Raw genomic sequence first — 13,034 nt, forward strand, 5'->3', positions numbered from 1 at the left:
GGCACGTACTTCGACGCGGCGATGGCGGAGGCGGCCCGGCTCTATGAGGACCTGGAGTCCGAGCAGGCCCTGGCGGCGGTGACCCGGGCGCGGCGGCTGGCCCGGACGGACGCGGAGCGAAGCTCGGCGGCCATCTACGAGGGCGTCATCCTGGCGGACATGGGGCGGCGCGATGAGGCGCTGGCGTCGTTCCGGGCGGGGTTGCTGCTGGCGCCAGAGGCGAAGCTGCCGGCGAAGGTGTCACCCAAGGTGGAGGGGGACTTCGAGTCGATCCGGAGCGCGGTGCGGCAGGAGCGCGCGGCGGTGGCGAAGCCGGCGGACGCGCCGGTGGTGGAGACTCCGGCGGCGTTGAGCCCGCCCCAGGTCGCGGTGGCGCCTGCTCCGGCTCCGGGCGTGGACTTGAAGGCGGATGCCCGTGAGCGCGGGATGCGCCGGGTGCCGACGGTGTCGTGGGTGCTGCTGGGGACGGGGGTGCTGGCTGGAGGCGTGGGTTCTGTCTTCGGACTCCAGTCGCGCGGCAACGTGGACTCCGCGCGCGAAGCGGACCTGTCCGCGGACGTGGGTGGGCACCTGGACGACGCGCGAGGCAAGGCGGTCGTGGCGAACGTGCTCTTCGGCACGGCTGCTGCTGCGGCGGTGGGTGCAATCACCACGTACTTCCTCAGCGGTGAGTCCACGGCGTCGGCGGGGACTCCGTGAGGGTTCAGCTCGCGTTGGCGTTGGGGGTGTTGCTGCTGAGCGGCTGCACCGTGCCCGTCGATGACGACGTCATCCTGCGGAGGTTCTGTTCGAACACCGGGCGGGACTTCCAGGACGCGACGTTCCGGCTGACGGATCCGGCGGCCTGCGACCGGGGAATCGCGCTGGAGGTCCTGAGTGGGAACGCCAGCCCAGGCTGCGTTCAGGTTTCACTCCAAGATGGAGACAAGCGGCTGCTCGCCTCCACCCAGCTGCTGGGACCGACACAGGTCACGCCGGCACAGTCGCGCGGACTGCGCATCCTGCTTTCAGCGACACAGGGGACCACGTTCCGGCTGCTCGCGGAGTCCTTCGCGGGCAATGCGTGCGACGGTGTTCCTTCCACGAAGCTCCTGCGGTTCGTCGACGTTCCCCAGGGCAAGGTGCAGAGCGTCCAGCTCGATGTGTCCCAGAGCGACGAGGACGGCGATGGTCATCCGTCCGTCGCCACGGGTGGCACGGACTGCGACGACGCGAACGCGGACATCCACCCGGGCGCGGAGGAACTGTGCGACGGCGTGGACAACAACTGCGTGGACGGCGAGGCGGATGCCCCGGGCATGCGGACATGGTTCCTTGATGAGGATGGCGACGGCTACGGCGTGGCCATGATGGCGTGCGTGCAACCCGCCGGCCTCCTGGCGGACCAGGGCGGCGACTGTGACGACACGGACCGCACCATTCATCCCGGGCAGAGCGAGCTGCGCTGTGACGGCCGTGATGACAACTGCGACGGCGCGAAGGATGAAGGGCTGCCCATCCTGACCTGGTACCGGGACGCGGATGGGGACGGATATGGCGACGTGACCCAGGCCGTCTCGGGTTGCGCAGCGCCGCCGGGCCATGTGGCGATCGCCACTGACTGCAATGACACCAACGCAGCCATCCGTCCCGAGGTCGCGGAAACCAAAGACCTCAAGGACAACAACTGCAATGGCGCCATTGACGAAGGGCTCTACCCGGGCCCTCGGATGTATTCCATGTGGGAAACCAACTACGCGGTGCTCCCCACTGGAAATGTTTGGGGATGGGGCGCCAATCGAAGCAATCAGCTTGGGTATAGATCCGACTACCTCCATCCTGCCCCTATCTTCGAATCAGAACTCAAGGACGTCACGTCACTTGCCATTGGCGACAGTCACGGCCTGGCACTGAAACAGGACGGAACGGTCATGTCCTGGGGACTGAACTTCGACGGGCAACTTGGGAATGGCACCCAAGAGGGCGAACGTCCGCCCGAGCGAGTCCCGGGACTCGACAGTGTAGCGGCCGTTGCCGCCGGTGCATTCCACTCCATGGCACTCAAACGGGATGGCACCGTGTGGACATGGGGCAACAACGAGTGGGGCCAACTGGGTGACGGGACCATGGAGCGCCGCCGTCTCGTGCCCGCCCAAGCCTTGGGGCTGAAAGGCATCATCGCCATTGCCGCGCAGAGCTACGTCTCACTGGCATTGAGAGCGGACGGAACTGTCTGGCTCCTCAACGGCGTGGGCATCAGCACAACCCCTTCCGTGGTTCCAGACATGTCAGGAGTCGTTGCCATCAGCTCAAGCTACGGCAAATACCTGGCATTGAAGGCTGACGGGACCATCTGGGAATGGAGTCACCTAGGCAATGTTCCCGACCCCAGACAAGTATCAGGCCTGGACAAAGCAATAGCCGTTGCCGCTGGCGGGAATCACATGCTCGCACTGAAGCAGGACGGGACGGCCTGGACATGGGGCCTGAACAACTATGGCCAACTTGGAGACGGGACAACCAAGGACCGCGAGCTTCCACAGCAGGTGATGGGACTCACGGGCGTCGCATCCCTGGCCGCGGGGAACCTGCATTCCCTCGCCGTGAAACAAGACGGAAGCGTCTGGGGTTGGGGCTTCAATTCCTACGGACTGATCGACGATTCCGACACGGAAGTCTTCGTTCCGAAGCAGATCGCGGCCCCCGGTGCTTGGAGCCCGGTATCTCCTTGAGCCGCGCCGTCACTCCGCCGCGAGGTTGAGCTTGAAGACGTTGTCCTGCCCGGCCTTCACCTCGAAGGACCGCGTCACGTCCTTGCCCAGTTCCTTGTTCACGACGCGCACCTGATGCACGCCCTCCGTCGCCTCCACGGCGGCGAAGGGCGTCTGTCCCAGGGGCTTACCGTCCAGGGACACCATGCCGAACGGACGGACGCGGAACTCCACCTTGCCCTTGGGCAGGTCGCGGCGGGCCGGCGTGGCCACGCGGCGGACCGGCGGCGTGACCGTGCTGGTCGTCGCGGGCTTCACGGCCACCGTGGGTCGCGGAGTCGGCGCCACTTCCGTGACCACGCCCGCGTCGCGCACCTCGGAGTCGTTCTCCGTCGCGGGCTTCACCTCGGCCACGACGGCGGGAGTGCCACTGTCCACCGTCTCGGCGGCCACCGGCTCCACGCGCGCCGCCGGAACGACCGGCGTCACCTTCGGCTCCGGCGGTTTTACGGGCGCGTCGTCGGTCCGCGCCACCGGCGTGGACGGACTCGCGGGCGCAGCGGCCTTCTCACCCCGGCCCGCAACCGCCAGTCCCCCGGCGAGCCCCAGCACGCTCACGGCCACCATCGCCCCCACCAGTTTCCGCCGGGGAGATCGCACCGCGCCCGCAAGCATGGGCTGCTCGGAGACAGCCACCTTCGAGACCTCCTCCTGAGGCTGTGCCCTGGAGGAATTCCGCAGCAGGCTGCCCGCGGAAGGCGTCGCCGGATCCGTCGCCGCGTCGAACCGGCTCGACGGCACGTCGTTCCCAGACGCGGTCACCGCGGGCGCTTGCATCGAGGAGCGCGAGGCCAACGGCTCCCACGCCGTGCCCACACGGGGAGGCATGGGCGTCGTCGCCGCTTCCGGCGCAAGTGCCACGGGCGCGGCCACCCGCCCCTTCGCGGGCGTGGGCGCCACGGGCGCGGCCTCCCCCCCTTCCATCACCTGAGCCACCAGCCGGGCAATCTGATACGCGCCCACCGGCTCGCCCAGCGACAGCACGAAGCGCTCCAGGTCCGCCTGGAACGCGCGGCAGTCCGGGTAGCGCTGCTCCCGGTCCTTCGCGAGCGCCTTCTCCAGGATGCGCTGCATCGCCTCCGGCAGGTCCGGCCGGCGCTGCACTGCGGGCACGAACGGCTCGAAGAGGATGGCCTGCATCATGCTCACGTCCGTCGTCGCTTCGAACGGACGCTTCCCGGTGAGCAGCTCGTAGAGCACGATGCCGAGCGCGTACACGTCCACGCGCCCATCCATGGGCCGGGCCTGCAGCTGCTCCGGCGGCATGTACGCGACCTTCCCCTTCACCACGCCCGTCGCCGTGCGGTGACTCTGCCCCGCCACCTTCGCGATGCCGAAGTCCACCACTTTCACCGCGCCCTGCCGCGACACCAGGACGTTCTCCGGACTGATGTCCCGGTGCACCAGCCCCAGCGGTGCTCCCGTCTCCGCGTCCGCCAGCTCGTGCGCGAACGCCAGGCCCTCCGCCGCGGCGGCCACCATCTTCGCGCACACGCCCGGGGGCAGCGGCTGCTTCAGCTCCGCCGAGCGCTTGATGAGCCGGCGCAGCGTGGGCCCGTCGATGTACTCCATCGCCAGGAAGTAGCTGCCGTCCACCTCACCGAAGTCGAAGATCTGCACCACGTTCGGGTGGTCCAGCCGGGCGGCCAGCTGCGCCTCGCCCAGGAACATCTCCACGAACGCCTCGTCCTCCGCCAGGTGCGGCAGGATGCGCTTGAGCACCAGCGTCTTCTCGAAGCCCCGAGGCCCCGCGGCCTTCGCAAGGAACACCTCGGCCATCCCGCCCGAGGCGAGCTTCCTCACCAGCTGGTACTTCCCCAATTGCATGGTCCCAAAGCTTTCCCATGGTTCACTGGAAAAGTGAAACCCTCCGCGCGAGCGAGCGTCCGGTGGCACGAGCAAGACGCCAGGACGTTTGACCGTGACGTGACGTGGTTCGTAGGATCCGCGCTCCCATGCCTCCCAAGGCCATTGGTCCCTACCGCGTGCTGGAGACGCTCGGCAGTGGCGGGGCCGGGACCGTCTATCGGGCCCTGGACCGCCGCAGCAACGACGAGGTCGCGCTGAAGCTCCTGTCGACGGGTGGCCCGTCGCTGGACGACCGCGCGGCACGACGACTCGCGCGCGAATTCGAGACGCTCGCGGACCTGTCCCACCCCAACGTGGTGAAGGTCTTCGAGGCCGGCGTCCACGCGGGCCAGCCGTACCTGGCCATGGAGCTCATCGAGGGGCTCACACTGCGCCACTACCTGGACGTGAGCTTCAACGACCTGCACACGCCCACGCCCACGCCCGCTTCCCGCTTCCCGCTCACCCTCCGCCGCACCGCGGACGACGACTTCGGCAGCGAGGACGGCCCGGACGACGACGCGGACGACGCCAGCGAGGACGACGGCACCTTCGACCTCAACGCCTTCGCGGAGGAAGCGCCCAGCGAGGACCTGGCCAGCTTCCACGGCGCCGGGGACGACGACTCGGATTCGGACGGGATGCCCGGGGTGGACCCGCGCCGGGCCGCCCCGCGCGCGCCGCAGCCGCCCCGCCCCGCCACGCCGAAGATGGCGGACCTCAACCGTCCGGAGCGCATGGGCAAGCTGAAGGACGCCATGCTCCAGGTGTGCGAGGCGCTCGCGTACATCCACGGCCACGGGCTGGTGCACCGCGACCTGAAGCCGTCCAACATCATGGTGGATGACGACCGCCAGGTGCGGCTGATGGACTTCGGCCTGGCCAAGTTCCTCGCGGACGACGCGGGCATCACCGCGGACGGCAAGCTGGTGGGCACCTACCGGTACATGGCCCCGGAGCAGATCCTCGGGGAGCCGCTGGATGGGCGCTCGGACCTGTACAGCCTGGGCGTCATCCTGTACGAGCTGATGAGCGGGCGTCCGCCGTTCGACGCGAAAACGCCGCACGAGCTGTGGCGCCAGGTGCTGGAGACGGAACCTCCGCCGCTGCTCGCGCTCAACCTGCATGGCGACCCGCAGCTGGCGCGGGTGGCCCATCGCCTCATCCGCAAGGAGCCGGACGACCGGTTCCAGACGGCCGAGGAAGTGTACGAGGCCCTCTCCGAGTGAGCACGACGACGACGCACACCCTCACCGTGGACGCCGCCAAGGCGGGCCAGCGGGTGGACCTGTTCGTGGGTGAGGCCCTGGGCCTGTCCCGCGCGCGCATGAAGCGCCTCTTCGAGGAGGGCCAGGTGCGCGTGGACGGCCGCCCCGCGAAGAAGGGCCTCACCATCACCGAAGGCCAGAAGGTCTCCGTCACGGTGGAGGAGTCCACGCGCGAGGCCGTGCCCGACACGGACTTCCCGCTCGTCGTCCTGCACGAAGACGCCGCCCTGCTCTTCGTGGACAAGCCCGCCGGCCGCCCGTCGCACCCCCTGCAGCCGGGTGAGACGGGCACGGTGGCCAACGCCCTGGTGGCGCGCTACCCGGAGGTCGCCCAGGCGTCGCAGGATCCGCGCGAGGGCGGCCTGTGCCACCGGCTGGACGTGGAGACCTCCGGAGTCCTCGCGGCGGCCCGCACGCGCGAGGCCTGGACCGCCGTGCGCGAGGCCTTCAGCAACCGCGCGGTGGACAAGCGCTACGTTGCCCTGGTGACGGGCCCGCTGGCGGACGAGGGCGAGGTGGAGGTCCCGCTGCGCCACCACCCGCGCCACCCGGACCGCGTGGAGCCCGCCCCCTACGGCGCCGAGGACGCCCGCGAGGCGCTGTCCCACTTCCGGGTGCTGGCCCGGTCCGGGGACTACAGCCTGGTGGAGGTGAAGATCCTCACCGGCGTGCTGCACCAGGTGCGCGCGCATCTGGCCGGTGTCGGCGCGCCGCTCGTGGGGGACGCGCTCTACGGGGGCCGCGAGGCGCCGGAGCTGGGGCGGTTCTTCCTGCACGCCCGCTCGCTCACCGTGCCGCACCCGGTGACGAAAGAGCCCGTGAAGGTGGAGAGCCCGCTGCCGCCGGACCTGGTGGCGGAGCTGGGACGCCACGGGCTGTCGTGGCCCGTGGCCGGTTAGTCGCCCATCACCTTGACGATGACGCGCTTGCGGCGCTGGCCGTCGAATTCCGCGTAGAAGACCTGCTGCCAGGGGCCCAGGTCGAGCTTGCCGGCGGTGACGGGAATCAGCACCTGATGGTGGACGAGCATGGACTTCAGATGCGCGTCGCCGTTGTCCTCGCCGGTGCGGTGGTGGCGGTAGTCCGGGCCGTGGGGCGCCAGGTGCTGGAGCCAGTCCCAGATGTCCTCGTGGAGGCCGGGCTCGTCGTCGTTGACGAAGACGCCCGCGGTGATGTGCATGGCGGACACCAGCACCATGCCCTCCTGGATGCCGCTCTTCTTCAGCAGGGCGGCCACGGTGTCCGTGAGGCGCACCAGCTCGCGCCGGGCCTTCGTCTCGAACCAGAGGTATTCGGTGAGGGTCTTCATGGCTCGCACTGTCAGAGGGGACCACTAGAGTGACTCACGCCATGCGAGCCATCCTCCACGTGGACATGGACGCCTTCTATGCGTCCGTCGAGCAGCGCGACAACCCGTCCCTCCGGGGCAAGCCGGTCATCGTTGGCGGGCATGCACAACGCGGCGTGGTGGTGGCCGCGTCCTACGAGGTGCGCCCCTTCGGCGTGAAGAGCGCCATGCCCATGGCGAGGGCGGTGAAGCAGGCGCCGCATGCCATCGTGGTGAAGCCGCGCTTCTCCGCCTACGCGGAGGCCAGCGAGCAGGTGTTCGCCATCTTCGAGCGGTACACGCCGTTGATTGAGCCCCTGTCGCTGGACGAGGCGTTCCTGGACGTCACGGCGTCGGTGGGGCTGTTCGGCGCGGCGGCGGACATCGCGAAGCGGATCCGCAAGGAGATTGCCCACGAGCTGAACCTGCCGGCGTCCGCGGGCATCGCCACGGCGAAGTTCGTGGCGAAGATCGCCTCCGACCTGGCGAAGCCCAACGGGCAGCGCGAGGTGCGGCCGGAGGAGACGGTGGCCTTCCTCGCCGGGCTGCCGGTGTCGCGGCTGTGGGGCGTGGGGCCGAAGACGGAAGAGGCGATGAAGCGCGCGGGGCTCGTCACCATTGGCGACGTGGCGACGCGCGACGTGGGCTGGCTGGAGGAGCGCTTCGGCGCGGCGAGCGCGAAGCACCTGTGGGAGCTGTCGCACGGCATCGACGCGCGGGACGTGGTGCCGGACCGGGCGGCCAAGAGCGTGGGCGCGGAGGACACCTTCGACGAGGACCTGACGGGCCCGGAGGCGCTCAAGCCGCACGTGCACGCACAGGCCCTGCGAGTGGCCCGGCGGCTGCGAAGGGCGTCGCTCAAGGGCCGCGTGGTGCAGCTCAAGCTGAAGTTCGCGGACTTCACGCTCATCACCCGGCGCGTCACGCTGCGCGAGGCGACGGACGACGGGCAGGTCATCTACCGCGCGGCGCTGGAGCTGCTGGAGCGCGCGCACGAAGGCAAGGCGCTGCGGCTCACTGGCGTGAGCGTGCAGTTGGACGAGGACGAGCCGCAGTTGGGACTGTTCCCGGCGGCGGCGCCGAAGTCATCGAAGTTGAACGAAGCGATGGACCGCATCGCGGCGCGCTTCGGCAGCAAGGCCATCACCATGGCGGACATCGCGGGGGCGGAGGCGTCGGATGACGACCAGCACCGCTCCGAGAAGCCCGTGGACAAGCCGAAGCGGTAGCGCCCGCCGGATACGACAAGGGCCGGAGCGCCTGAAGCACTCCAGCCCTTTCGCTGCTCTCGGCTGCTACGGGGGCGCTACCCCTCGCCCGCGTCGGAACCGGAGGAGGCTCCCGCGCCGCCACCCTCTCCGCTCCCGCTGCCAGAACGACGGCGGCGGCGGCGACGGCGCTTGCGGCGGGGGCCATCCGCGTCCGCGCCATTGCTGGCTCCGGCGCGCGGCGGCGGCACCTCTCCGGCCTGCCAGGCCTCCAGCGCCTCGCGGCCCTCGCCCGTGGCCTCCACCGTCATCGCGTAGACGGCCAGCGCCTCGTTGAAGAGCGGGTGGCGGCGGAAGGCGCCCGTCTTGCGGCGGCGCTCCCCGGACAGCGTGCGCTGCATCAGGAGCAGCATGCGGCAGCGCTCGGCGATGCGGCGCGGCAGCCGCGCGGACTCCACGAAGCCCGCCAGCAGGTCCTCGATGACGCGCGACACCGACGCGCGGCCCTCGTCCTGGGACTCCTCCACCGGCGGCTGCGCGCGGCTGATGGGCACCAGCAACGCGGCCAGCAGGATGGCGTCGTCCAGCACCTCGCCCGCCGCCACGCGCTTATCCAGCGCCTGCGCGAAGGCGTAGAAGGTCTTCTCCCCTTCCTTACCGTTCTCACGCAGGTACGCGTCCACGGGCGGCAGCAGGATCTTCAGCGCGTCCAGCGCCGCCAGCAGCTTCAGCGCCGGGGCGGACACACCGCCGCGGATGAGCCGGAACGTCTCCTCCAGCAGGCGCGCGGGCGCGCAGCGCGGCAGGTCCTCCACCGCGCCCTCCATCGCCGCGTACGTGCGCGACTCGATGTCCAGGTCCAGCTTCGCCGCGAAGCGCACCGCGCGCAGGATGCGCACCGGGTCCTCGCGCATGCGGATTTCGGGGTCGCCAATCGTCCGGATGAAGCGCTCATCCAGGTCGCGCCGGCCGCGCACGTAGTCGATGACCCGGCCTTCGCTCGCGTCGTAGAACAGGCCGTTGATGGTGAAGTCGCGGCGGCGCGCGTCCTGCTGCGCGGTGCCGAAGACGTTGTCGTGCGTGATGAGGAGGTCCTCGCCGCTCTGCCCCTCCTCCGCCGCCGCCGGCTCCAGCTCCGTGGGGTTCGCGCGGAAGGTGGACACCTCCACGATCTTCCCGCCCTTGAAGTAGACATGCGCCAGCCGGAAGCGCCGGCCGATGAGCCGGCAGTTGCGGAAGATGGCGCGCACCTCGCCCGGGTGGGCGCTGGTGGCCACGTCGAAGTCCTTGGGCTTCTTGCCCAGGAGCAGGTCGCGCACGCAGCCACCCACCAGGTACGCCTGGTGGCCGTGCTGGTGCAGCCGCAGCACCACCTTGAGCGCGTCCGGATCCATCTCGTCCGGGTCGATTTCCGCGGGCTCGCCCGTGCGGGTGGTGGTGGGCGCCTGCAGCTCCGGCTCGTTCGCGGCGGGCTCCGGCTCGGGCTCCAGGATGACGGCCTCGGGCTCCTCGGCTTCGTCCCCCGCCTCGGCGGCGGCCTGCGCGTCCTCCGCCTCCGCGGCCTTCAGGGCCTCGGTGGCGGCCAGGATTTCGTCGCTGACCTCGGGGCCGGCGTCCTCGGTGTCGTCATCGTCATCGAACCCGTCGTCCTCCGCGGCGTCCGCGTCGAAGGGGGGCTCGGAAGGGGCCTGGGCGGCCCGGGAAGGGGTTTCGTGTTCGCTGAGGTGCTCGGCGGAGTCCGCGGGCACCTGGGCCTCGGTGCGCTCGGTGCGCTCCTCGGGGCCCGTCAGGTCCAGGGGGGAAGACATGGAAAGTACCTCGTGCGCGGACCCGGATGCCGTGTCCGCTGCCGCCTCGAAGGAGGCCTCTCCGCGCGCGTCGTCTCCGGGCGCGGCTGGCAGCGTTCCGCCATGGGGCGGGGGATGGGTCGGGTCTCGCGTCATTCGCCTCGGCAGGGCAGCCGTCTAGCACGCATCCTCCCACCCATGGGGGTCGCGCTTAAGGACATTCTTCAGGGACGTCGGGGGTTCGCATGGGCCCCCTGCCCGCCCTCCGTGCGCCCGCTGCCCGTGGGAGGCGCTTCCACTGGATAACACCGGGGTCGGGGGCAGACTCCGGCCACCACGGGCCCCCACCGCTGGAGGGGCCGCAAGGCAGGCAGGCGGCCGGGCCCGGAGGCCGGCGCTTCAGGTGGGCGGCTTCAGGGTGCGCCCCTTGTGGGTGCGGGGCAGCGCGTGGGAGATGAGCGACACGTAGTCCACTGCCTGCACGCGCGGTGGAGGGGGCTGCGTGCCCAGCGCGGCCAGGCGCTTGCTGAACGCGGCCAGGATGTCCGGCATGGGGCGCATGGCCTTGAGCAGCGCGTTGGGCCCCTCCATCGCCTGGGACAGCGCGATGGCCGCCTGCTGCAGCGGCAGCCCGCGCCTCAGCAGGTCCTGGAACGAGTTCGACAGCGTGATGATGTTGTGCCCCGCCGTCTGCACCATCTCCACGGCGATCTTGAGCACCTGCGGCGCCGTGAGGTGGCCGTCCGCCAGCAGCACCAGCGCCGCCTGGAAGTAGTTGAAGATGGGCACCACGCGCGGGCCGTAGGGCGTGAAGTGCGCGGGCGGCGTCAGCTTGTCCAGGTGGATGAAGATGCGCCGCACGGGGTCCGCGATGGGAATCTTCTTCCACGCCTCGTGCACCCGCGCGGCGTCATCCGGGTACACCCCGCCCGCCTCCAGCACCTGGGACAGCACGCGCTCGTCCACCCGGCCCGCGATGAGGTCCGCGTAGAGCGAATAGATGAACGCGTCCGCCTCCGCGTCATCGCCGAAGAGGACCTCCTCTGCTTCCACCGGCGCGCTGACGCGGCTCTCCAGGATGGCGGGCAGCTTGTAGCCCACCTGGCCGCGCAGGGCCCTGAAGCGCCCGCGCAGCAGGTTGCCCACGTTGTCCTTGAGGACGAACTCGTCCCACTGGATGCCGTCCAGCTTGAGCTTCTCCTCCAGCACCGCGCGCATCTGCTTGGGGCTGCCGGAGACGATGCACAGCCGCGAGTCCCCCTGCTCCGCCAGCTCGCGGATGAGGGCGGACGCGCCCGGGATGGCGACCTTCTCATGGGCCTTCTGGAACGCCGTGCGGAACAGGTCGCGCAGCGATTCGAAGTCCGTCTGGAGGTACGTCTTGTCCAGGTCCCACCGGTAGATTCGGCGCGGGGGACGCGGGTCGATGCGGTCCGGCAGGCTCACTTCGCCAGGCCCTCCTGGATGGCGGTGCCCAGCTCGTTCGCCACCGCCTTCGCGGCCACCTTGCCCGCGTTCGCGATGGCGCGCGCCTTGGAGCGGCCGTGCGCCTTGATGAAGATGCGGTCGAACCCCAGGATGGGCGCGCCGCCGTACTGCTCCCAGTCCGTGATGTCCTTCAGCCGCTCGATGCCTGAGGACAGCATGGCCAGGCCCGCGCGCCAGCGCAGGCTCTCCTTGTAGGCGTACTGGGCCAGCTCCATCACCGTGTCGTGCACGCCCTCCAGCATCTTCAGGCACACGTTGCCCACGAAGCCGTCCGTGACGATGACGTCCACCGTGCCGCGCGGGATGTCGATGCCCTCCACGTTCCCCGTGAAGTTGAGCCCCGCCATCTGCGACAGCCGCTGGTGCGCCTCCACCACGCGCGGCGGTCCCTTCTGCGGCTCCACACCATTCGACAGGAGCGCCACCTTGGGCCGCTCGTTGCGGGAGATGATGCGCGCGTAGGCGCTGCCCATGACGGCGAACGCCACCAGGTCCTCCGCGGTGGCCTCCACCGTGGCGCCCACGTCGAGGATGAGGCTGAACGGGTCCTGCTTCGCCCCGCGCACGCCCCGCGTGGGGTACACCGTGGCCAGGGCCGCGCGGCGCACGCCGGGAATCAACTGGAAGTGGCGCTTGCACGCGAGCACGCCCGCGCCCGTGTTGCCCGCGGAGACGAGCGCGTGCGCTTCCCCTTCCGCCACCAGCCGGGCGGCCACCGCCACGGAGGACTCGGGCTTGCGCGCCAGCGCCTCGCCGGGCTTCTCGTCCATGCCCACGTAGTCGCCCGCGTGGTGCACGGAGATGCGCTCCCCGTTGTGCTTGATGCCCGCCAGGGCCTCGTCGATGACCGGCCGGTCCCCCACGAGCAGCGCGTGGATGTGCGGAGACTCCAGCGAAAGCTGGGCGGCGCCTCGCACCACCTCCGCCGGGCCGTGATCGCTCCCCATCACGTCGAACGCGATGGTGATGTGCTGCGGCTTGCCCACCATGGTCCCCATCCTATGAGCTTTGCTCCGCGCCTGCTCCCGACATTCGCACCTGTGTCACCAACGACAGTGCCAAAAGTCCACCCAGCGCCACCAGCACCGCCCCCGTCCCATACGGGGCCGTCGGGCCCAGTCGGGTGAAGAGCAGGCCGCCCAGCGCGGGCCCGATGATGCGGCCCAGCGAGCCGGACGCCTGATACGCCCCCAGCACCGCCCCCTGGCGCTCCATGGGCGCGTGCAGGGACACCAGCGCGGACAGACACGGCGTCACCAGCGCGGAGCCCACCGCCAACAGGCCCATCACCGGGAAGAGCCACCCGTACGACGGCGCCACGGGCAAGAGGGCCAGCCCCGCCGCCGTCAGCCCGAAGC

Annotated in this window: 11 protein-coding genes; 5 read left to right on the plus strand and 6 right to left on the minus strand. The window is 70.3% G+C overall.

The window, feature by feature from the left end:
- Both D7V80_RS41985 and D7V80_RS36485 read left to right on the plus strand, forming a co-directional pair.
- The coding region (locus tag D7V80_RS41985; RefSeq protein WP_158616756.1) for a tetratricopeptide repeat protein at positions 1-699 on the plus strand (699 nt) is incomplete at its 5' end.
- Positions 700-725: 26 nt separating this feature from the next.
- The gene (locus D7V80_RS36485; RefSeq protein WP_158616757.1) at positions 726-2,711 is read left to right on the plus strand and encodes a MopE-related protein; all 1,986 of its coding nucleotides are present in this window, start codon (positions 726-728) and stop codon (positions 2,709-2,711) included.
- 9 nt (positions 2,712-2,720) lie between these two features.
- On the opposite strand, the gene D7V80_RS36490 is transcribed toward D7V80_RS36485, so the two are convergent.
- The gene (locus tag D7V80_RS36490) at positions 2,721-4,577 is read right to left on the minus strand and encodes a serine/threonine-protein kinase (RefSeq protein WP_120592475.1); all 1,857 of its coding nucleotides are present in this window, start codon (positions 4,575-4,577) and stop codon (positions 2,721-2,723) included.
- A gap of 128 nt (positions 4,578-4,705) precedes the next feature.
- On the opposite strand from D7V80_RS36490, the gene D7V80_RS36495 reads away from it, so the two are divergent.
- Positions 4,706-5,827: a serine/threonine-protein kinase gene (locus D7V80_RS36495; RefSeq protein ID WP_120592476.1), complete on the plus strand. Its 1,122-nt coding sequence runs from the start codon at positions 4,706-4,708 to the stop codon at positions 5,825-5,827.
- Positions 5,824-6,765 (plus strand): RluA family pseudouridine synthase, encoded by a 942-nt coding sequence (locus tag D7V80_RS36500; protein ID WP_120592477.1) that lies wholly within the window; start codon positions 5,824-5,826, stop codon positions 6,763-6,765. The genes D7V80_RS36495 and D7V80_RS36500 overlap by 4 nt, the downstream gene beginning before the upstream one ends.
- Here the strand turns inward: D7V80_RS36500 and D7V80_RS36505 are convergent.
- Positions 6,762-7,175, minus strand: a complete 414-nt coding sequence (locus tag D7V80_RS36505; protein WP_014398332.1) for a secondary thiamine-phosphate synthase enzyme YjbQ — start codon at positions 7,173-7,175, stop codon at positions 6,762-6,764. The two genes, D7V80_RS36500 and D7V80_RS36505, sit on opposite strands and share 4 nt — an antisense overlap.
- 41 nt (positions 7,176-7,216) lie before the next feature.
- Between D7V80_RS36505 and D7V80_RS36510 the strand changes: the two genes are divergently transcribed.
- Positions 7,217-8,422: a DNA polymerase IV gene (locus D7V80_RS36510; protein WP_120592478.1), complete on the plus strand. Its 1,206-nt coding sequence runs from the start codon at positions 7,217-7,219 to the stop codon at positions 8,420-8,422.
- A 77-nt stretch (positions 8,423-8,499) separates the two neighbouring features.
- On the opposite strand, the gene pcnB is transcribed toward D7V80_RS36510, so the two are convergent.
- The 4 genes from pcnB to D7V80_RS36530 all read right to left on the minus strand — a co-directional run.
- Positions 8,500-10,209 (minus strand): polynucleotide adenylyltransferase PcnB, encoded by a 1,710-nt coding sequence (gene pcnB / locus D7V80_RS36515; RefSeq protein ID WP_120592479.1) that lies wholly within the window; start codon positions 10,207-10,209, stop codon positions 8,500-8,502.
- Between the two features lie 378 nt (positions 10,210-10,587).
- Positions 10,588-11,634 (minus strand): phosphatase domain-containing protein, encoded by a 1,047-nt coding sequence (locus tag D7V80_RS36520; RefSeq protein WP_120592480.1) that lies wholly within the window; start codon positions 11,632-11,634, stop codon positions 10,588-10,590.
- Positions 11,631-12,665, minus strand: coding sequence for a phosphate acyltransferase PlsX (gene plsX / locus D7V80_RS36525; protein ID WP_014398336.1), 1,035 nt, complete (start codon positions 12,663-12,665; stop codon positions 11,631-11,633). The genes D7V80_RS36520 and plsX overlap by 4 nt, the downstream gene beginning before the upstream one ends.
- Positions 12,666-12,675: 10 nt before the next feature.
- On the minus strand, positions 12,676-13,034 hold a 359-nt coding region (locus D7V80_RS36530), incomplete at its 5' end, for an MFS transporter (RefSeq protein WP_120592481.1).

Source organism: Corallococcus sp. CA054B (genome assembly GCF_003611625.1).
GTDB classification, from domain to species: domain Bacteria; phylum Myxococcota; class Myxococcia; order Myxococcales; family Myxococcaceae; genus Corallococcus; species Corallococcus coralloides.